This is a genomic window from Chryseobacterium sp. MDT2-18, assembly GCF_030815285.1.
GTDB lineage: Bacteria > Bacteroidota > Bacteroidia > Flavobacteriales > Weeksellaceae > Kaistella > Kaistella salivictor.
In genome coordinates this window covers 113,409-134,004 of the sequence record NZ_JAUSWQ010000009.1, presented here as the reverse complement: position 1 = coordinate 134,004, position 20,596 = coordinate 113,409, and the positions used below count along the sequence as shown (strand labels likewise).

The following is a 20,596-nucleotide window of genomic DNA, read 5'->3' as shown; positions in this document are numbered from 1 at the left end:
ACCTATGAAAAATGAGTGGCGTCGCTGAACACCGAATAGCAAAAAGGCCTAACATTTTTACGTGTTAGGCCTTTTTTCTATTCGGCATAATGTTAGCGGTTCGGGCTTCTTTCGGTCTATGGATATTCAAAACCAAATTCAATATTTTCGAGTTTGTCATTTGTCAGTTTATATGTGGCAAAATAAATTGGCATATTGTTCCTCTTCAATAATTTTGTCTTACTATCGTTTGGAAGTTCAATTCTGTAGTTAAGTACAATACTATTCCCTGTGCTGTCTTTGGCTAAATAGCAAGATCCAAGTTTTTCAATAATTTCTCTTTTACTTATTCCAAGTTTGATTCCTTTTTCGGTCTCAAATTCCTTTGATTTTATTTGTCGGAAGTTTTGTTTTGAATTGTCTGAATACGAAATGTTGAAAATACTCACTTGGCTATAGTAGTCTCCTGGATGCACGGTCAGTCCGAGTTTTTGTTTTTTGTCACTCGAATAGAATACGTGAGTTGAGTCACCTTCTAATTTCGTTTGTTTTCCTAAAATATTTAAAGTGCTTTCGACATTTTTAATTTTAATCCCAACAACTGAAGTGTCTGGATCAATAAAGCTACAATTCGATTTGTTTAATTCTTGTTGTTTTTCATATTCTTCTCGCAATTCTTTGTCCGGCTCAGGAACAAGCTCAAGTCTGTCGCTTTTGTCCACAGATTTTGTTTGCGAATTATTGCAGTTTGTCAAGAGCGAGATTGTCAATATTGCTAATAATAATTTTTTCATTTTTATGTCGGTTTGTGTCGTCATAGCCTGACCGCTAACTCGTTTATATGTATGACACAATCATACAAAGCCACCCCGATTTGGGTGTAGATGTATGATTATCGTCATACATTATTGCCTCGCTAAAATAGCGAAAATATTTTACAAATCATCAAACGGACTTTTTATCTGCTGCAGACTCTTGGTGCTCACATGCGTGTAAATCTCCGTGGTCTTGCTGCTGTTGTGGCCAAGCAGTTCCTGAATATACCGCAAATCGGTCCCACCCTCCAATAAATGCGTGGCATAACTGTGGCGCAGCCAGTGCAAAGTGACCGGCTTGGTGATTTGTGCTTTCTTCAAAGCCAACTTCAAAACACTTTGTAAACTTTGCTGATTATAAGGTCCCCTACCGTCTGTCCTTCAAAAAGCCAGGTTTTCGGCCGGAATTCTTTATAATATTCCCGGAGCAAATCTAAAATCTTACCGGAAAGCGGCGTAATACGGTCCTTCTTACCTTTAGATTGTCTGATCAGGACAACGTTTCTTTTAGAATCAATATCCTGTGGTTTTAAGTGAAGCAGCTCACTGCGCCTTAAACCGCAACTGTAAATTAAACACAGCATTGTCTTGTGCTTAATGTTATGATGGGCCTCCAGAATATCCTTCACTTCCTCTTTACTCAACACATTGGGCAATATCTTAGGTTTTTTAGGGCGGTCGATCTTGTCCACTTCTATTTTTGCGCCCCGCACCGTTCGGAAATATAATTTTATTGCATTAGTCACCTGGTTTTGGTAAGATGCTGACAGATTTTTTTTCAGAATATAATCATTATTAAAGTCGAGTACATCTTCATTAGTGATTTCACTAATCTCTTTATTACGGTAATACACGAAAAATATTTTTAAAGCTTTAGAATAGGTGTCAATCGTATTCAGGCTGTATCTTTTGGCGGAAAGCCACCGGATAAATTGGCGGAGGTGCTCCTGTCCTTCCGCAGAAGGTTCGGTATCTTGCTTTTGTACAAGATTAAACCTTGCTCTGTTTTCAAAAGTATCCGGAATATGCCAATACTTTCTCTGAGGATTCCAGCGGGCATCATCAATGAGTTTTATCCTCCGGATCAGTTCCTGATCCTTCTCAAATTCTACCGCAATACGGTCTGCATCACGGTATTTAATCAAGGTTGCTTTCCATCTCATAGCCTACTGATTTTCAGACATAAAGATAATAAAAACTTCCTGTACAAAACTTTGTTTTCACAAGAACCAAACTTTGTCCACGCTTGCAGCAGTGAAGGGAGAAACTCAGGAAAAGGTAAAAGAACGATACGGAAACTCCAGTTACAAAATATGCCGTTGTACCGTTCTTTCAAGATTTTATTTATATTTGTACAGTGATATCACGAGGTATTCATCTGTATCATTTCGGGACGGGTCACATTCCACGCACCAAGTGAGCGAGTCCATAGCAACTCCATAGCAACTCCATAACCACACCAGTAATTTTATAGTCAAGCCATTAACCTGCAGTATATTATTTTAAGATTTAGCTACTCTGTAAGGTTAAGGATCCCAAGCCTTATCATTAACTAACCACCAGGATGATGGCAGGAATTTCAAAAAACGGTATTCTGAGCGGAGCTTTAGGAAACCTGGGTTTTCGTGAACAGCAAATCCCAAAATTACGCACGCACCAAACCTTCATCGTGATGGGAACCCTCATTTTTAAAACGGCTGCTCCTCAGCGTACCGCCGCCTTCAAATAAGAAGGGGTTTTGGCGCATTAGAAATTCTTTAATAAAGAACCGGTCTCCAATTAAAATACCGGATATGATATCGGGTTTCGGAAGCTTTTTATTTTGAAATTAAAAGTGATTTTTTTTCTAAAATAGTGAGAACTCACTGAATAGGTGCATTTAACAGGCATATCATTTTCCAGCAAATTTTAATTTAATCCCTATCGGCGGCACATATCCATATTTTAAAAAAAATTTACGATTTGTACAGAATTTTGTATCTTTAAACTGACCAATTGCGAAGAGAAAAATATCAAAAATAATTCTTTTTGAAGTCAGAAATATATTTTTCGCATTAGATAAGTGAATATTTTAAGGAAACCTTAAAAAACAATCTCGCATCTAATTATTTTTAAAGCGGTCAAAAAAAAAAACAAAACTACTTAACCACGTTCTAAAATAAACCTCATTGCGTTCGTTTTGGAACACCAAATTTCCGAAACACCATGTTTATCTATATTAAATATATGGTTAGCTTGCGCTGTAAAATAATTGTAAAGCAAGAACTACAGAAATTAGGACTGCACTGCGTCAATGTCGAACTTGGGACCGTTGAGATCCGGGAATCGATCACCGATTCGCAAAAAGAACAGCTGCGCCAGCAATTACAGATTTACGGCCTGCAGCTTCTAGACAACAAGAGGAATATTATCATTGAAAAAATAAAAGCCATCATTATTGAAATGATTCATTATTCCGACGAAATACCCAAAATAAATTATTCAGACTATATCAGCGAAAAATTGGGATATGACTATACATACTTAGCCAATACATTTTCGGAAGTCAAGGGAATGACCATTCAACAGTACATCATTTTAAACAAAATTGAAAAGGTAAAAGAACTCCTGATGTATGGTGAATTAAACCTTACGGAAATATCTTATAAGCTGCATTACAGCAGTGTCGCACATCTGTCTAATCAGTTTAAAAAAATCACCGGTCTTACTCCAACCTATTTTAAAGGCCTCAAAAAGAAACGGTTGAGGAATCTTGAAGATTTGTAACATAAAAGAAAATTTTCCGGAACAGAACCACCGTGCCTCCTCCTTATTATATGACTGTGAATAGTTTAAAATGAATGTGGGAATACTATAATTCTTCTTCGTTACTCTGTAATACATTATTCCTTAAAATCGAGCACCTTTATACTAAGATTTATTAAAATCCATATTAGGTTTAGCTTTTAAAATTTTGGAGATGGAAAATACAGAAATTGAAAAATCGAAATCCTTTGTTATTTTAAAGAGCATTGAATACGTTCCCAATTCTGTGGTTACAAAAACCATTATAAAAAAAACAACGGGTAGTATCACCGTAGTCTCCTTTGATACCGGAGAAACCCTAACTGAAAAACTATCCCGGTTCGATATGTTTATACACATGATTGAAGGGCTTGCGGAGATTGAAATCGATACCGTTTCACATACGCTGACTACCGGCGAAGCGATGATCATACCTGCCAATACCAGAAATACTATAAAAGCTAAAAAACGAGTTAAAATGATTACTACGGTTATAAAAAGTGGCTATGAATTATAATTTATAGGAAAAGATTTACTCACTTCAAAATGCTGTTTCTGCCGCAAAAGAAAAGACCATGGAGTTCTATAAGAACATAGCTGTAATTGTCGCCCATCCTGATGATGAAGTCCTTTGGTGTGGCGGCATGATCTTACTTCATCCCGAATGCAACTGCTTCGTAGCCTGCTTATGCAGGAAAAATGATCCTGACAGGGCTCCCAAATTTCAAAGGACTTTAAAAGAACTTGGCGCCCAGGGCATTATGGGTAATCTGGATGACGGTCCGGAACAAAAACCCCTCGACATCAAAGAAGTACAGGATGCAATCTTAGACCTGCTTCCAAAATCCAACTTCGATCTCATGATCACGCACAGCCCTTGCGGCGAATACACCCGCCATCTTCGTCATGAAGAAATTGGCAGCGCAGTTATCGCATTGTGGAACGGTCAAAAAATCGAAACGAAGGAACTTTGGACTTTCGCTTATGAAGATGGAAATAAAAAATACAGTCCGAAAGCAATAAGAGGAGCAAGCATTCAGCAGATGCTTCCCAAAAATATATGGGAAGAAAAATACCGCCTGATTACAGAAGTTTACGGTTTTGAAAAAACAGGATTCGAAGCCAAAACCACCCCGAAAAGCGAAGCCTTCTGGAAGTTCGAAAATCCAGAAGATGCGCGAAACTGGTTGGAGCGGAATTCAATGCTGCACAACGCAACACCGCCATAAAAACAATTATTACCAAAGTGAATAATCTGAACTGCTCTTTTAAAACCAAAAACTTATGAAAGTTTTAGTCTTATATGATTACCCGCCTTCGCCAGGGGGCTTAGCCACTCAGGGAGACATGCTTTTCCGTGGACTGCTTGAACTCGGTGTCGATGCGAAAGCAGCCCATTTCGAATCAGCTCAGGAAAAAGAATGGTACTACCGCTGGTTCGAGCCCGACATTGTGGTGGGAGTCGGTTATTGGGGTCATACACCGGAACTTATCCTTCATCCGCAGCGTTACGGAATTCTGGCCGTACCCTGGTTGGTCGCAGATGGATACATTGCCAATTATCAGGAAGTTTTAAACGAACTGCCGCTTATTTTGGTGACTTCAAACTGGGTGAAAGAAATGTATGTAAGAGACGGCATCAAAGCTGAAAACATCGAGGTGCTTCCGGTAGGATGTGACACTTCATCTTTTGTTCCTTTTGATAAAAATGATCCTAAAATTTTGACCGTTCGCGAATCATTGGGGATTTCGCCGGATCAGATTATGATCCTCACCGTAGGTGGTGACGCCGCTTCAAAAGGCGCTCAGGAAGTAATGCAGGCGCTGGCACTCATCGATACCAAAGCACCCGACTGGAAATATGTTTGTAAAGTATGGCCACAACCCCGTACAGAGGTTCAAAATATGCTCGATCTGAAAATGGCTGAATCCCTCGGTCTCGAAAAAAATATTACCTACGCAACCAATAAGATTTCGCGAAACTTTATGCCTTATTTGATTGGGGCCTGCGATATTTATGCGGCTCCATCGAGGCTTGAAGGTTTTGGCATGCCTCAGGTAGAAGCTGGAGCGTGCGGCAAACCGGTAATAGGAATCAATGCCATGGGCTTGTTGGACACCCTGATCCATAATGAGACTGCTTTTTTGGCTCACGTCGCCAAAAAAATCGTCGTAAATGAAGTTATTTTAGGGGAAGAGTCGGGCTATGAAGCCAATCGTAAAGTTCAGTTTGACGTGCCCAGAACAGTTGATTATCGTGCCAATATTCAGGATATCGCCAACTATCTGCTAAAGCTGATGGAAGATGAGGAACTCCGGATAAAAATGGGAAAAGCCGGAAGAGCGCGTGCCGTAGAACATTTTGATTACAAAGTGGTCACCAAAAAATTTCTACAGATTTTAGAAGATAGATTAGGAATTAAATAAGTTCTAAAAAGAATCAACAGTTTAAATAAAGCAACGATGAGAGTTCTGATAAAACAAGACGGGAATGACATCGCCCGTTGGACTTCCGATTATTTAATTAAAAAAATAAATGATTTCCATCCGACAACAGAAAAGCCGTTTGTACTTGGGTTACCAACAGGTTCATCACCAATTGCAACTTATAACGAACTGATCAGCAGGAATAAGTCAGGCGATATCTCCTTTCGTCATGTGATCACTTTCAACATGGATGAATACATTGGTATTCCGGAAAACCATCCCGAGAGTTATCATTTTTTCATGTACGAAAACCTCTTCAGGCATATCGATATTCCTGTAGAAAATATCAATATTTTAAACAGCAATACAGATGATCTGGAAAAAGAGTGTATTGAATATGAGAAGAAGATCATGAAATACGGCGGCATTGAACTGTTTCTCGGCGGAATAGGAATGGACGGCCATATCGCATTTAACGAACCCGGATCTTCGCTGACTTCCAGAACAAGAATAAAAACACTGTGCTATGATACCATTCAGGCAAATTCCAGATTTTTTGAAGACGATGCATCTCAGGTTCCCACCGAAGTTCTTACTGTTGGTGTCGGGACAATTATGGATGCCAGAGAAGTTCTGATCGTGGTCAGCGGTTATCATAAGGCCAGAGCATTGAGAGAAGTATTGGAAGGTTCTGTAAACCATATGTGGCCTGCTTCCATACTTCAAATGCATCCAAAATGTGTATTAATTTGTGACGAACCGGCCACAATGGAATTACAGGTTAAAACAGTAAAATACTTCAAAGATATCGAACGTATTTCTACGAATGGAACACATCTGTAAACAAATAAAATAAAACCATCATGTTACCCGAAGAAAACCAACAGATTGAAGAAGCCAAGAAAGCAGCCATAGAAGTACTTTTGCACAATGCTCATGGGACCGTTGCCGATTTACCAAGGACCGCAGGATGGGGATATCCGGAACCTTATACACGGGATCTTTTGATAGCAGTGTTGGGAATCGCAACCAGTGAAAATACAGAACTGATAGAGAGCTCAAGAAATGTCTTATCGAACTTAGCCAAAAACCAATCGAAAAACGGACAAATCCCGTCACTCGTCAGTGATAAAGCCAATCTTGGTTCCAGTGACACTACTCCATTATTTTTAATGGCAGGCGGGATTTTCAGAAAAATACTCGGTGACCCAAACTTTCTTGAAGATGCGGTAAAAAAAGCAATCACTTGGATGGAATACCAGTGTCCAACCAGCTATCACTTAATAGCGCAACAGCCAACCAGTGACTGGCGCGATGAGCAATGGGTGCCCGGCCATGGGCTTTTCGTCAATACGCTGACCTACTCCGGGCTTCAACTTTTGGGAAAACACCAGCAAGCCGAAAACCTCGGAAATGCAATGCGGCAGTTGACCTATTCTTCAGACAAATCCCACAGCTGTCCGCACGAAGGATTTGCCATTAAAGACAAGCCCTATTACGCTTTGTGGTCTTATAAAATTTACAGCAGCACCCGGTTTGATTTATTGGGAAACAGTCTCGCCATTCTGTCCGGATTAGCGTCGGCAGAAAAAGCCGGAGAGATGGTAAAATGGATCGAAAATGAATGTGAACAAATGCATAAAACCAAGGATTTGGCAGTTGATCTGACGCCCAATTTTTTCCCTTTTATTCTCCCGGAAGATTCGGATTGGCTACCGAGATATTCAGAATTCAATAATCCCGGAGATTATCATAATGGCGGAATATGGCCATTTATCAGCGGATTTTACATTGCAGCGCTGGTAGCCGCAAAAGAATTCGAGGTGGCAGAAAAGAAACTTCTCGCATTGACCAAGCTCATCAAAAAAGGCAGAAACGAGAACTTAGCATTTGGCTTTAATGAATGGTATAAAGCCCAAACCGGAAATCCAATGGGTCAGGATTGGCAAACCTGGAGTGCTTCCAATTATTTATACGCAGCAGCTTGTGTTCAAAAAAGATACACCCCGTTTTTTGATGGTATCCGGTCGGACTAATTAGTGTTGAAAACTGACAGTACATCCTTTATTTTGAACCAAAGGAATCTATGAATTATGTAATTCTAAACTGCTAATATTCAATTGTTTTCAAGCAAAATTCCATACCTTAGCTTGCAATTTAACAGACTATCGTACTGATTAGCAGCTGTTTATTTTTTTTAAAAACTGAGAAAATGAAAATCGCCTTTATAGCTACATATCCACCACGGGAATGCGGAATAGGAACTTTTACGCAGAGTTTAGTTCATGCCATAAAAGACCATAATGAGGTCATTATTATTGCCATGCATGACGGTCAGGAAAATTACCCATTTCCGCCTGAGGTGAAATTCACAATACGTCAGGAACATCAGACCGATTATTTGAAAGCAGCTGATTTTATTAATCAAAGTGATATAGATGTCTGCATCGTGCAGCATGAATTTGGGATTTATGGGGGACAAAGTGGCGTCTATATTTTGCCGCTTTTACACCGTTTGCAAATTCCTTTGATTTCAACGCTGCATACCATTCTTCAAAAACCGTCTTACACCGAGAAAGCCATTTTAAAAAAAATCTGCACCATGTCCGATAAATTAGTGGTCATGAGTCATAAAGCCATTCAATTTCTTGAAGATATTTATCATGTTCCGTCTGCAAAAATTTTACGAATTGAGCATGGCGTCCCCGATATTCATTTTGATAAAGAGAAGTCGAGAGCGGAACTGAAATTTACCGATAAAAAACTGCTTTTAACCTTTGGTTTCGTGGGCCGCAATAAAGGAATTGAAACCGTAATTAAAGCGTTGCCTGAAATCATTAAAAAGCATCCTGATATCGTCTATGTCGTTTTAGGAAAAACGCATCCCCACTTACTCAGATCCGAAGGTGAACAATACCGAAACTACCTTCATCTCCTCATAAAAACGCTCAAAATAAGCGACCACGTCCTGTTAATCAATGAATTTGCTGAAGAAAAAGCGCTTTTTAAATATCTCGCTGCGTGTGATATTTATATCACCCCATATATTAATGAAGCTCAAATTACGAGCGGCACGTTAACTTACGCCATGGGTTCAGGTTGCGTTGTGGTTTCTACTCCCTATTGGCATGCAGCAGAACTGCTAACCGGAAACAAAGGATGTCTTTTCGATTTTAAAGATGAGCACGCTTTAACAAAGGTCCTGAATGAATTGTTTGACAAACCCCAATTAATGAAAACCATTCAGCAAAAAGCTGAAAAATATGGTCAGGGAATCATCTGGCCAAAAATCGGTGAGAAGTACATTGAACTGGCTGAGCAATTGACTTATGACCCCGTAAAACCAGAACAGAAAAATGACACCGATATCGATCCCTTATTGTTACCCCCATTTTCATTAACTCATATAAAAAGGCTGACTGATGATACCGGAATTATTCAGCATGCAAAATTTGGAATCCCTAACCTGAAAGAAGGCTATTGCTTAGACGACAATGCCCGTGCGATGTTGATGGCTTGTATGGCCTATAAACTAAAAAAGAATCAAATTGCATTAGACTTAATGCCAATTTATCTTAGCTATATCCATTATATGCAGAATAAGGATGGGACTTTCAGAAATTTCCTCAGCTTCAACCGCAATTTTCTGGATGAGGTGGGTTCGGAGGATTCATTTGGAAGAACGATCTGGAGTCTCGGTTATCTCATGCAAAACGCTCCGAATGATGCTTTTTACCAGACAGCAAGGTTGGTCTTTTTTGATGCAGCTCCTAATTTTGAAAAAATGAAATCAATCAGAGGTATTGCCAACACAATGATTGGCATCAGCTATTACCTTAAAGCAAATCCGGGAGATCTCGAGATAAAGATGTGTCTGGTAAGAATGACGGACGTTCTTGTGGCACATTTTGAACAAAACAGATCAAAAGACTGGGATTGGTTTGAATCGCTTTTGGCGTATGATAATGGGATTCTGCCTTTAGCATTATTACATGCCTCACAAGTATTAGAAAATAAAAAAGCAAAAGACATTGCCTTTGAATCCATGAATTTCCTGACTACTCACACACTGAAGGATGGTTATTTATCAGTAATTGGCAACAGACAATGGTTCATAAAAGATAAAGAACGTTCTATTTACGCGCAGCAGCCAATAGATGCGATGGCCATGGTACTGGCATACCATCAAGCATTTGTTTTAACAGAAGACAGGAAGTATCTCGAAAATATTTTCACTTCTTATCTCTGGTTTTTAGGTGAAAATGATCTTCGGCTGAGTCTGTATGATTTTGAGACCAAAGGATGTTGTGATGGTTTCGAGGATTATGGCATTAACCGCAATCAGGGCGCCGAAAGTTCACTGGCCTATCTCATTTCGCATCTTACGGTCTTACAAGCGTATGAAGAATCCGCTCATTTTCGGGAAGTGAGTACTTCAAATAATTCAGTCAACCACACAACACGGCATAGTGAGACGGAGATTTCAAAAATAGATTAGATAATCCTTCATACTCACTTCTGCAAAAAATTCAAAATACATCTTAAATTATAATGAAAATTTTTAACACAATGATGCAATTTATAAATACTCGTTTTTTTCTATTTTTGAGTACGGTTTGACTTCATGAAGTTTTCGATTTCACTTAACAAAGCGTAACAGAATAATTTCATTACTAATGGGTACATCAAATTCAATTTTTTAAATGTTCCAATTCGGAAAGTTAATCTGAATAATTTAACTCAAACGTAATAGTAAAAAACAGTATTCCGGTTCGAGATCAAAATATGGGAGCACGATCAAAATCAATTGGTGTATATTTTACTGCACTCTCCTTCGCAGTAACCTATACTGTATACCGACCATATGCTGACTGTATGCTGACCGGAAAGTTAGGATTAAAGTTTTTAAAAAAAACCGTCACTATCTTCGATATAATTCTGAGTCAAGTTTTGTAAAAGATCTTTCCTCTTGTCAATTCGATTTTATACGGTCTAAATCTTTAAACCTTCAAATAATGCTGCCAACTCCACAACGGCATAAGTGGTAGAATAATCGGAAACTGCATAAGGCAAAATCAGATGGTTATTATGGATAATGGATCCGCATGAATACACGACATTGGGAACATATCCTTCCCGCTCGTTTGCCAACGGAATGAGCAACGGTTCTTCTAACCTTCCAATTTCTTTGGTCGGATCATCCAAATCCAGTAACGACGCGCCAATACAATATCTTCGCATCGGACCTACTCCGTGGGTAATGATCAACCATCCTTTTTCGGTCCAGATCGGTGAGCCGCAATTTCCTATTTTCGAAAATTCCCATGCATACTTGGGTTTCTGAAGAAGAATCGGATTATCCCAAAGCGTATTCCGATCAGAGAACATGATATAGTTATTAATTCCGTCTATCCGGGACAGCATTGCATATTGACCTTTTATTTTCTTGGGGAAAAATGCCAAATTTTTTCCCATCGCACCTTTTCCGCGCAAAGGCATAATTCTGAAGGTGCAGAAATCTTCGGTGGAAAGAAACTTTGGTAAAATAGTATGACTATTATAGGCAGTGTAAGTAGCGTAAAATTTCACGCTTCCATCATCATCTGTAAACTGAACAAAACGGGCATCTTCGATCCCATTGCTTTCCGATTCTGAAACAGGATAAATTACACGTTCGCTAATATCTGAGTCATGCTGAAATTCAATATCATAATAAGACTCCAGTAACCATGCAATTTCTTCCAGAGCAATCTTTCTATCAGTACTTATACTTGCATCTTTCAATGTACTGTCTACAGAATTTTTTAAAGTAGCATAATCAAAATGATTGGGTAGATTTTCAACAATGTCAATATAATACTTATCAGGAATTTTCATCTCCTGCATTTTTTTAACAAACCTTCCCTTATGGTAAGAAGTTTTTTGCAGGACTTCAGCCATGTCCATCGATTTGCCGATACTCATCAAGTGTAAATCGTTGTTTCTATCTAGTATTGCCCGCCGGAATACGATAGATGAGATATGACCTTCACCAGTGGCTCTGAAGGAAATGATAACGCGCATTTCGCCTTTCTCCAGATAAGTCTGATCCACATCGGGAATAATAGAAGGGTTAAAAAATGCAGTCGATTCAAGGGAATATTCCATCGTAAGATATGAACCGATCAGAAGTTTACGCTCCTCTGATATTTCATTGATATTAACCTGCATTTCTTTAATGATGCCAATCACATTATTATAATGCTTCTTAAAAAGATAAGTAATGTGACGATGTCTATAGGCAAACTCCCTTAATGTTTGGTTTAAAGCGGTATGGACTTCGTAATCACTCATCGCAAAAACCAATGCTAAAGTATCTTTCGTCGCAGTATCACCATTCATAAAATAGCGCGCAACTACCCTACTGGAGTCAGGTAGGAAATGCAATTGTTTTCGTGTAACTGGAACTCTCATCGTATTGATTTTGAACATCTAAGGTACAAAGAAGAATAAAAAAACAATAAACTGCAACGATAAAATTATGTTAAAGTTTGAATCCTTAACTTCCAGAAACAACAAAAGTCTTCCTAATAAGAAGACTTTTGAACACCAAATCACAAAATATTAATATGAAAAAAAAATTACTTCCGAAAAAGTAATTTTGTGACCCGGCTGGGATTCGAACCCAGGACCCATACATTAAAAGTGTATTGCTCTACCAGCTGAGCTACCGAGTCGGTCTTTTTAATAAATAATGAATATTAGTAATAAGCAATTTAACATTACTCATCTATTGATTACTCATTGCTGATGTTGTGTGCCTGCGACTGGACTCGAACCAGCACATCCTTAGGAAACCACCCCCTCAAGATGGCGTGTCTACCAATTTCACCACGCAGGCAAAAAAAATCCGTAAAACATACGGAGGTTTTTCGCTTGTGACCCGGCTGGGATTCGAACCCAGGACCCATACATTAAAAGTGTATTGCTCTACCAGCTGAGCTACCGAGTCGGTCACCTCTAAATCTGAACTGTTGTATTCTCGTTTTAGAGTGGTGCAAAGATACTTCTTTTTTTAAATTCTCAAAATTTTTTTGGAACTTTGTACAAAATAAAAATATGATAATTTCACTCATCGGGTATATGGGCAGCGGCAAATCTCACATTTCCAAAGTTTTGAGCCAAAAACTTCAATTAAAATTAATTGACTTAGACAAGGAAATATTTTTGAAAAACAGAATGACAATTCCCGAAATCTTCGAAAAAAGGGGTGAAATCTACTTTAGAAAACAAGAAAGACTTCTTTTAGAAGAAATTTTTGATACCGAAAAAGACTGCATCCTGAGTTTAGGTGGCGGCACTCCCGCTTATTATAACAATATCGAACTCATTACCCAAAAAAGCGAAAGTGTTTATTTACGAAGTTCAGTAAAAACATTGACGGAACGGCTGTTGAAACAAAAGCAAAAACGCCCTTTGATTGCAAAAATCCCTGATGAAGATCTCCCAGAATTTATTGCAAAACATCTTTTTGAAAGACAGGTTTTCTACGGCCAGGCAAAATACACCGTCGCCACAGATGCTAAAACTCCCGAAGAAATCGGCGATGAAATCATTGCTTTAATTAACCTTCCTTAGAGTCGTCATCCACCTCGCTGAAAAACAGGTCCCAGTCGCTGTTCTCCATGTCAGAATTGCTGTCTCCTGCGGTAAAACCGTCGAGTTCCCTTCGGTCTTTTTTGGTCGGTCGGCCTTCTCCTTTGTTCCGGTAATGTTCCTGATTGAGATTTCGTAATTTCAGAATTTCATACTGTTCTTTTTCCGTGCGGTCTTCGATATGGAGCGGAACCAATTTTGGACCTATTCTGCTTTTGGGAATCTGTATAATTTTGATTTGGTAGTCGATCTGGTTTTTTCTAATTTTAATCAAATCTCCGTCTTTCACCTCTCTGGATGATTTTACAGTCTGACCTGCGAGCGAGACTCTGTTCTTTTTAATCTCATCTGTAGCAATACTTCTGGTTTTATAAAAACGAACGCACCATAAAAACTTATCTATTCTCATATTTTATTTATACTTTTGCTGAATTAAATAATTTTAGCAATTTAATGATAATATTAAATATGAAAAAAACATTTTTGTTCCTTGCTCTGGCTTCCATTGCAATTACTTCCTGCAGAAAAGATGGTGAGGAAATAGTGCCTGAAGTAAATATCGAAACTCAAAACACCAATGATGACGTTGCTGCAAAGAAGTTTCTGGAAACCCATTACCTGGATGCAAAAGGAAATCTTAAAGAATACGTTGACACAGACGTCATCAATGTGAAACTATCAAAATTAAATCCCGTAACTCTGCCTTCAGGTGTTATTTACATCATGAGACCCAATGCCCAGCCAAATCCTGGAAAGGAAATAGGAAGTTCAGATATTATTACATTAATGAGCAACTCGATGACTTATGTTGCGACCGATACAGATGGTAACGTAGCATTCACCTCTCCCTACTCTTTTAGAAATACAATTAACGGCTCGGGAATCCCAGAACTGGATCCTGCGTATTTTCATGTTAAAGATGACGTTTTGAAAAACGGTAAAACGGAGATTGAAAAACAAAGAAATTTCTATGAAATAGAAGGATTTATAGAGGCGCTTCAGAAGTTCAAAGCTTATGATCTTCCAAATGAGTCCAATTATAATCTGCAAGGTGTAATTATAGTGCCTTCCCGTGCAGCTTTTGCGCGTGATGCTCATTTTAATTATAATAACATTTCGTTTAAAGACAGAAGTTTTATATTTAACTTCCAGGTTTATAAAACAACGCCACGTTAGAAAAATACATTTATTAAAAAAGATAAAGTTCCTTATTCCAAGGAACTTTTTTTTATATCTAAACTTTCTATTCGAAAATCTGCCGGACGACTGCTAAGGAATTCGGTGTGTAAAAACTGGTGATGTGAATCCGGCAGTAGATCATCAGCGCATCCAGAAACGAGCTTCTTTCGTCACGCTTCAGCCTCATCTCATAAGCATCGGTGCTATTTAAAAATCTTTTCCAAAGCGAAGAAATAGCTTCATCAAAAAAAGGATGAGATATATGATCTTCAAAAATTCCACTTTCCGGATTTAGAAATTTCTGATCGCCATATAACGGTGCAACTCCTGAAATAGAAAGATATTTAAAAATAAAAACCAGATACGCGTCGTAATTTTGAGCACTGATTTCTTTTCTTACAGTTTCAATTTCTTTAAACAGCATTATATTTTTCCCTTCTTCGCGCAAAACCTGATGTAAGAAATCAGCAGTAAAAAACAAAATCGAATTCATGGCAACTTCCTGAAAATCGTAATGATCCGGAGCCAGTTCTATTTTTGAAATTCGGGATATTCTATTTTCTGCCACAGCTTTAAAAACAGTTATGTTTAATAAATTAAGCGGAAAAAGATAGGGTTTCATTTTATTTTTGGCTGAATAAATTCCTTTCGCAAAGAAACTCTGAAAACCGTTTTCGACGGTAAAACAATGCAAGACTGCATCATTATCGCCATATTTTAAATAAGAAAGAAGAAAACAGTTTTGAGTTTGCATTAATTCACCACCGCAATTTTAGCAGTAGCGGTATCTGTTCCATCTTCATTGGTCATTAAGACAAAATAAATTCCAGATGCTACCCGCACACCACGATGATTAGTAAGATTCCACTCATAAGACCCACCGCGCGCGACGGCTTGATGAACCAAATTCCCTGCTGCATCAGTGATTCTGATATTTGTTTTAGCGGCTAAACCCCGAATACGCACATTTCCTTTGTACTGAGCATAAACAACAGGATTTGGATACACCAAAACATCGCCGAAGTTTTCGGTAACTTCCAAAACATCGCCTTGGTAGACAACCACTCCATCCAGAGTTACAAAATATACTTTTCCGGTTTTGCTGTCCACTTTAATGTCGGTAACGCTATTGGTGGGAAGAGGAGAGTTTTCTTTTGTAAAACGATTAATCGTCTTTTCTCCTGTTGAATTTAAATAGAAGACTCCACCCTCGCTAATAGATATCCATTTCTGATTCCCACTATCTACTTCGATCTGTAAAATACTGCTATCTCGAAACAGCTCTTCACCAACACTATTTTCTTCAATTATTATGGGATTTACACTGGGATCATTTTGAATATTTGATACTGCAGAAGAAAGAATCCTCACTCCACTATCAGTCCCAATCCACAAGTCACCTGAACGATCCATCGCTACTGAGATTATACCCTCGGAGCTTGCTGGTAAACCTGCCGTTTTTCGTACAAAATAAATATCATCATCCAAGACACTTGAGGTCCCTTTATAATTCACTGCAGCCAAAGCAGCATCTCTAGGTAGGGGTATCCAAATATAACCATCAGAAATTAAAGGTTTCTGTACCCCTGTGCCCATCTTAAGGGTTTTATAAGAAAATGAATCCGAAGATTTGTCATAAGCCATCATTCCAGAATTTCCTGCAGTATTTTCAATATCCAAATAGGCAACAGTACCAAAAAGATTATTTTTTTTATCGTATGCAAGACCTAAAGGTCTACCATGATAAAAATCTTTTCCTGTTGTGTACACTTTCTTTACCTCAAAATCTTTTCGAGAGGGATCATATTTCATTCGATATACACCCTGAGTGCCCGTTGGAATATAATTTGTAAAAAAAACCTCTGTCATATCTGAAGGATTAGCTACTACATCCATCACATTAAATCCTAATGAACTGTTAACAAAAAAGGTCGGATATATCCATTCTGAACCTGTGAAATAATAAAAACCAAGATTTTTAGCATTTGGAGATGCGTCATTATATCTGTTTGTTCTATTGCCCGTTGAAACATAAAGTTTATCGTCCAGTAAGGAAATTTTGTATGATGTATTATCGTAAGGTCCATCAGGTTTCAAAACATCACCGTTCTCATTTAAAATTCCCGAAACTTTAGTACCTGCATAAATTTTTGAAAAGTAGAAAAATCCTGTATTCAGCTGCTCTGCTGTTGAATATGATTTTATCAGATTGCCGGTAATTCCAAAAACTGAAACTGCATTTAAATCTGCAACAATAATATTTTGTGCAGTCACGACAACATCCTGAACATTCGAAAAACGCTGCGGTAATGTTGAGAACGTGCTTCCGTCACCATATTTCACCATGTTAGTATTTGCATAAGCTAAAATATCTCCTTTAGCAATTTGAGTAAAATCACCACCCGCTGCCGTCTCCCAGGTCGTATAAATTGGAAAGGTCACATTCATTTCATGCTTTTTCAAGCCGGTAGAGGTGGCAGCGTAAACGATGTTATCTTTAATTACCGCTTCTCTGGATGCCTGATAAGTACCACTATTTATAAAAAAGGCGGAGTCTCCAAATTCTTTTTTATCTAATCTGAAAACAGAAACCCCATAACCAACTGAGATTACGGCTAAATTCCCTGTAATAGAAATATGATTTATTTTTTTATCACCACTATATCCTGTTGCAATGGGAATATCTACCACATACGTAATCCCTTCGGGCGTAATCACATCCAATGATCCGTTTTTGTAACCTACCAGTCCAAATTTGGTTGCCGGGTTATAATCAAAGGCGGAAATCTTCACCTCATGAAGTCCGTTGGCTTTTGATAATTTGGTTATTTCACCAGTCGCCGGAGTGTAGAAAAAGATTCCATTTTCTGTGGCCGCAATGAGTTTTCCGCTGTCTTCCCGAATAGCCAAAACATTATTGTACGAAAATAAATCTGACCATTTAGCCGAGGAAATTTTTTGCGCCGAAAAATTCAATGAAAAGAAATAAAGTAAAAGGGGCAGTATTTTTTTCATGGGGTTATACTAAAATGCGGTCATCGATAACTTGGTTGTTCCATGAAACATTTTTTACCTTTTTATTTTTATCGAAATAAAAGGTGATTTTACCTAAAAGCAATCCTGCCCAACCTACCTGATTGACCAAAACATTCTTCCCCGATCTGTTCAAAAAAGATTGTGGTTCCGGCAAAAAAGTATGGGTATGACCTCCTAAAATCAAATCGATCCCATCTGTATTTGCTGCTAAAATTTTATCTGAAACTTTCTTGGGATCGTCTTTATAATCATATCCGATATGGGATAAGCAAATTACCATATCACATTTTTTTTCCTTTCTTAAAAAGTCGGCGTAATGCTGTGCGATTTCGATGGGATCCAGAAATTCGGTTTCGCCATAATCTTTCTTGCCCACTAAACCAGCCAGTTGAATTCCGACTCCGAAAATCCCGACTTTAATTCCGTTTTTATTAAAGATCTTATACTTTTCAGTTTCACCATCGAGAATGGTATTTTTAAAATCATAATTGGAACAAATAAACGGAAACTTAGCGTTCGGCCTTACCTTTTTAAATCCCTGCAAACCGTTGTCGAAATCGTGATTTCCCATCGTAGAAGCATCGTAACCCATCATCGACATTAATTTAAATTCAAGTTCGCCTCCAAAAAAATTAAAATAGGGCGTTCCCTGAAAAGTATCACCGGAATCCAGCAAAAGAACATTGCTTTCCTGACTTCTTATTTTTTGGATCAAAGCTGCCCGCCGTGCAAAACCGCCTTGGTTTGGATTTTTGGTATAACTCGAATCAAAAGGTTCAATTCTGCTGTGTTGATCGTTGGTATGAAGGATGGTAAGTTGATTTTCTGAAGCCACATTTAAAGCTGTGAAATTCTCGGCCAACAAAAGATTTGGCGCCAAGGTCATCGCCAATGTGCCACCACCCAGGGTTTTTAGAAACTGTTTCCTATTCATCGGTTTTGTTTTTTTTGTTTTTAAAATTAAGGCGCAGATCTGTCGGAACTTTAATTTCCGGATTGGCTATGAATTTCTCCAAAAACAAATCCCGTAATTTTATACCTGTAGGAATCAGTTCGCCTTTTTTAAAATAATCCATGTTATCACCACCCAGCGCTAAATAATCAGAAGTTGCAATATAATAGGTTTGGCCCGGCTCTACTTCTTTTCCGTTCACCAATTCTTTAACATTCATTCCGTTTTCAGTTTCAATATACAAATGAGAAACGGGATTGTTTTTCAGTGTTTTCAGGTAATAATCGAAAAGTCCCTGCAAATCGCTTCCTTTCATTTTCACGATGATCACTTCATTTTCAAATGGCATGACTTCATAAATCTGTTTGGTCAGGATATCGCCAGCTCCAATCGTAGTTCGGATACCACCGATATTGATTACCGCAGCGTCCACTCCATTGGTGATTCCATTTTTTTTTGCCCACTCATCAGCTCCTTCAAAAGTATAATCTGCCAGAAGATTTCCTAAAGTACTGTTGTCTCCTTCTTTGGTTAAATCCACCGAAGTATGGGAAATTATTTTATTCATCTTTCCTTCCAGTTCCGCTTTATAAGGCGCTATGGTCTTTGTGAATAAGGCATCTTCCGGTAAATCTGTCGATAGCGCTATATTTTTCCCGGTCTGCACATTGGCTACATTCAGCGGCGTTCTGCACGAAATAACCGATAAAAGCGACACCCCAAAAATGAGATATTTTGTCTTCATGTTCATAAAATCTATTATTGCAAATATAAAGATATGAATATAAACTAATCCTTTTTTTTAATAAATTCTCGTATTAATTTTCGTAATTTTGAAACATTAATTTTATAAAAATGAACAATTTAAAAGGTCTTGGTGTAGCTTTGGTTACGCCTTTTAATGAAGATTTATCTGTAGATTTTGATTCTTTAACCCAATTGGTAGAATACAATATCACCAACGGAACAAACTATTTGGTTGTTTTAGGAACGACCGCCGAAGCAGCTACCCTTTCTGATGAAGAGAAAAAAGCAGTCATTCAACATATTATAAAGGTTAACAATAAACGTCTTCCTTTGGTTTTGGGAATTGGCGGAAATGATACGATGCAGGTGAAAAGACAAATCGAAGAGACCGATTTATCAGATTTCGACGCTATACTTTCGGTATCACCTTATTATAACAGACCGAGCCAGGAAGGACTTTATCAGCATTACAAAGCATTGGCAGGAACGGGCAAACAAATTATCATTTATAATGTACCGTCACGAACCGGACAAAATCTGGAAGCTGCCACCACTTTAAGATTGGCAAAAGATTTCCCGAATTTATTTTTAATTAAAGAAGCAGCACCAAACATTCTGCAATATTTCGATATTCTGCGTCAAAAACCGAAACATTTCAACCTGGTTTCCGGCGATGACGAATATACACTTCCTGTCACTTTAGCTGGTGGACATGGCGTGATTTCGGTGATCGGGCAAGGATATCCGAAAGAATTCTCCACCATGGTTCAACTCGCTTTTGATGGCAAAGTAAAAGAGGCGTATGAAATCCACAACAAATTAGTCGAAATTACAAGATTGATTTTCGCTGAAGGAAATCCGGCCGGAATTAAAACTATTTTAACAGAAATGGGAATTATTAAAAACCATGTAAGATTGCCTTTAGTAATTGCTACTCCAGGATTACAGGATAAGATAAAAGCAGAAATGGCAAAAATATAACTGCGTGATTTCAGATATAATTAAAGGACTCTTTTTCGGAAGAGTCCTTTTTTTTATGGAT

The 20,596-nt window shown here is 38.1% G+C and carries 20 protein-coding genes and 3 tRNA genes; 11 read left to right on the top strand and 12 right to left on the bottom strand.

Going from position 1 to position 20,596, the window contains the following annotated elements:
• Window positions 1-116 precede the first annotated feature (116 nt).
• The 3 genes from QF004_RS10550 to QF004_RS10540 all read right to left on the bottom strand — a co-directional run bounded on the left by QF004_RS10550 (window position 117) and on the right by QF004_RS10540 (window position 1,957).
• Window positions 117-773: a hypothetical protein gene (locus QF004_RS10550; RefSeq protein ID WP_234110385.1), complete on the bottom strand. Its 657-nt coding sequence runs from the start codon at window positions 771-773 to the stop codon at window positions 117-119.
• 141 nt (window positions 774-914) lie between these two features.
• Window positions 915-1,127, bottom strand: coding sequence for a tyrosine-type recombinase/integrase (locus tag QF004_RS10545; RefSeq protein WP_307426004.1), 213 nt, complete (start codon window positions 1,125-1,127; stop codon window positions 915-917).
• Window positions 1,124-1,957 (bottom strand): tyrosine-type recombinase/integrase, encoded by an 834-nt coding sequence (locus QF004_RS10540; RefSeq protein WP_307426000.1) that lies wholly within the window; start codon window positions 1,955-1,957, stop codon window positions 1,124-1,126. The genes QF004_RS10545 and QF004_RS10540 overlap by 4 nt, the downstream gene beginning before the upstream one ends.
• 401 nt (window positions 1,958-2,358) lie before the next feature.
• Between QF004_RS10540 and QF004_RS10535 the strand changes: the two genes are divergently transcribed.
• The 8 genes from QF004_RS10535 to QF004_RS10500 all read left to right on the top strand — a co-directional run bounded on the left by QF004_RS10535 (window position 2,359) and on the right by QF004_RS10500 (window position 10,503).
• Window positions 2,359-2,523, top strand: coding sequence for a hypothetical protein (locus tag QF004_RS10535; RefSeq protein ID WP_165983174.1), 165 nt, complete (start codon window positions 2,359-2,361; stop codon window positions 2,521-2,523).
• A 476-nt stretch (window positions 2,524-2,999) separates the two neighbouring features.
• Window positions 3,000-3,560 carry an AraC family transcriptional regulator gene (locus tag QF004_RS10530; RefSeq protein ID WP_221343583.1) on the top strand — a complete coding sequence of 187 codons (561 nt, stop codon included), beginning with the start codon at window positions 3,000-3,002 and terminating at the stop codon, window positions 3,558-3,560.
• 193 nt (window positions 3,561-3,753) lie between these two features.
• Window positions 3,754-4,095, top strand: coding sequence for a cupin domain-containing protein (locus QF004_RS10525; RefSeq protein ID WP_133438593.1), 342 nt, complete (start codon window positions 3,754-3,756; stop codon window positions 4,093-4,095).
• A 58-nt stretch (window positions 4,096-4,153) separates the two neighbouring features.
• Window positions 4,154-4,807 (top strand): PIG-L deacetylase family protein, encoded by a 654-nt coding sequence (locus tag QF004_RS10520; protein ID WP_307425988.1) that lies wholly within the window; start codon window positions 4,154-4,156, stop codon window positions 4,805-4,807.
• A gap of 55 nt (window positions 4,808-4,862) precedes the next feature.
• Window positions 4,863-6,005 (top strand): glycosyltransferase family 4 protein, encoded by a 1,143-nt coding sequence (locus QF004_RS10515; RefSeq protein WP_307425985.1) that lies wholly within the window; start codon window positions 4,863-4,865, stop codon window positions 6,003-6,005.
• Window positions 6,006-6,041: 36 nt separating this feature from the next.
• Window positions 6,042-6,848 (top strand): glucosamine-6-phosphate deaminase, encoded by an 807-nt coding sequence (gene nagB, locus QF004_RS10510; protein ID WP_307425983.1) that lies wholly within the window; start codon window positions 6,042-6,044, stop codon window positions 6,846-6,848.
• 20 nt (window positions 6,849-6,868) lie between these two features.
• On the top strand, window positions 6,869-8,041 hold the full coding sequence (locus QF004_RS10505; protein WP_307425980.1) for a glycoside hydrolase 100 family protein: 1,173 nt from the start codon (window positions 6,869-6,871) through the stop codon (window positions 8,039-8,041).
• Between the two features lie 176 nt (window positions 8,042-8,217).
• Complete coding sequence (locus tag QF004_RS10500) at window positions 8,218-10,503, top strand: glycosyltransferase family 4 protein (protein WP_307425977.1); 2,286 nt, start codon at window positions 8,218-8,220, stop codon at window positions 10,501-10,503.
• A 494-nt stretch (window positions 10,504-10,997) separates the two neighbouring features.
• Here QF004_RS10500 and QF004_RS10495 read toward each other — a convergent pair whose 3' ends face one another.
• The 4 genes from QF004_RS10495 to QF004_RS10480 all read right to left on the bottom strand — a co-directional run bounded on the left by QF004_RS10495 (window position 10,998) and on the right by QF004_RS10480 (window position 12,996).
• Window positions 10,998-12,458, bottom strand: a complete 1,461-nt coding sequence (locus QF004_RS10495) for a glycoside hydrolase family 130 protein (RefSeq protein ID WP_133438599.1) — start codon at window positions 12,456-12,458, stop codon at window positions 10,998-11,000.
• Window positions 12,459-12,648: 190 nt separating this feature from the next.
• Window positions 12,649-12,721, bottom strand: a tRNA-Lys gene (locus QF004_RS10490).
• Window positions 12,722-12,802: 81 nt separating this feature from the next.
• Window positions 12,803-12,885 (bottom strand) — tRNA-Leu (locus tag QF004_RS10485).
• Window positions 12,886-12,923: 38 nt separating this feature from the next.
• Window positions 12,924-12,996 (bottom strand) — tRNA-Lys (locus tag QF004_RS10480).
• Between the two features lie 107 nt (window positions 12,997-13,103).
• Here QF004_RS10480 and QF004_RS10475 point away from each other — a divergent pair.
• Window positions 13,104-13,622: a shikimate kinase gene (locus QF004_RS10475; protein WP_307425972.1), complete on the top strand. Its 519-nt coding sequence runs from the start codon at window positions 13,104-13,106 to the stop codon at window positions 13,620-13,622.
• Here QF004_RS10475 and QF004_RS10470 read toward each other — a convergent pair.
• Complete coding sequence (locus QF004_RS10470; protein ID WP_307425969.1) at window positions 13,609-14,049, bottom strand: RNA-binding S4 domain-containing protein; 441 nt, start codon at window positions 14,047-14,049, stop codon at window positions 13,609-13,611. The two genes, QF004_RS10475 and QF004_RS10470, sit on opposite strands and share 14 nt — an antisense overlap.
• A 59-nt stretch (window positions 14,050-14,108) precedes the next feature.
• On the opposite strand from QF004_RS10470, the gene QF004_RS10465 reads away from it, so the two are divergent.
• Window positions 14,109-14,816 carry a hypothetical protein gene (locus QF004_RS10465; RefSeq protein ID WP_133438602.1) on the top strand — a complete coding sequence of 236 codons (708 nt, stop codon included), beginning with the start codon at window positions 14,109-14,111 and terminating at the stop codon, window positions 14,814-14,816.
• Window positions 14,817-14,883: 67 nt separating this feature from the next.
• Here the strand turns inward: QF004_RS10465 and QF004_RS10460 are convergent, their stop codons facing one another.
• The 4 genes from QF004_RS10460 to QF004_RS10445 are packed head-to-tail and all read right to left on the bottom strand — an operon-like array spanning window position 14,884 to window position 19,552.
• Window positions 14,884-15,573, bottom strand: a complete 690-nt coding sequence (locus tag QF004_RS10460; RefSeq protein ID WP_307425966.1) for a DNA repair protein RecO — start codon at window positions 15,571-15,573, stop codon at window positions 14,884-14,886.
• A complete protein-coding gene (locus QF004_RS10455) occupies window positions 15,573-17,834 on the bottom strand; it encodes a T9SS type A sorting domain-containing protein (protein ID WP_307425963.1) in 2,262 nt (753 codons plus the stop codon). Before QF004_RS10455 ends, QF004_RS10460 begins: the two co-directional genes overlap by 1 nt.
• A 4-nt stretch (window positions 17,835-17,838) precedes the next feature.
• Window positions 17,839-18,789 (bottom strand): bifunctional UDP-sugar hydrolase/5'-nucleotidase, encoded by a 951-nt coding sequence (locus QF004_RS10450; protein WP_307425960.1) that lies wholly within the window; start codon window positions 18,787-18,789, stop codon window positions 17,839-17,841.
• Window positions 18,782-19,552 (bottom strand): 5'-nucleotidase C-terminal domain-containing protein, encoded by a 771-nt coding sequence (locus tag QF004_RS10445; protein ID WP_133438606.1) that lies wholly within the window; start codon window positions 19,550-19,552, stop codon window positions 18,782-18,784. The genes QF004_RS10450 and QF004_RS10445 overlap by 8 nt, the downstream gene beginning before the upstream one ends.
• A gap of 110 nt (window positions 19,553-19,662) precedes the next feature.
• On the opposite strand from QF004_RS10445, the gene dapA reads away from it, so the two are divergent.
• On the top strand, window positions 19,663-20,535 hold the full coding sequence (gene dapA, locus QF004_RS10440; RefSeq protein ID WP_307425956.1) for a 4-hydroxy-tetrahydrodipicolinate synthase: 873 nt from the start codon (window positions 19,663-19,665) through the stop codon (window positions 20,533-20,535).
• Window positions 20,536-20,596: the final 61 nt, after the last annotated feature.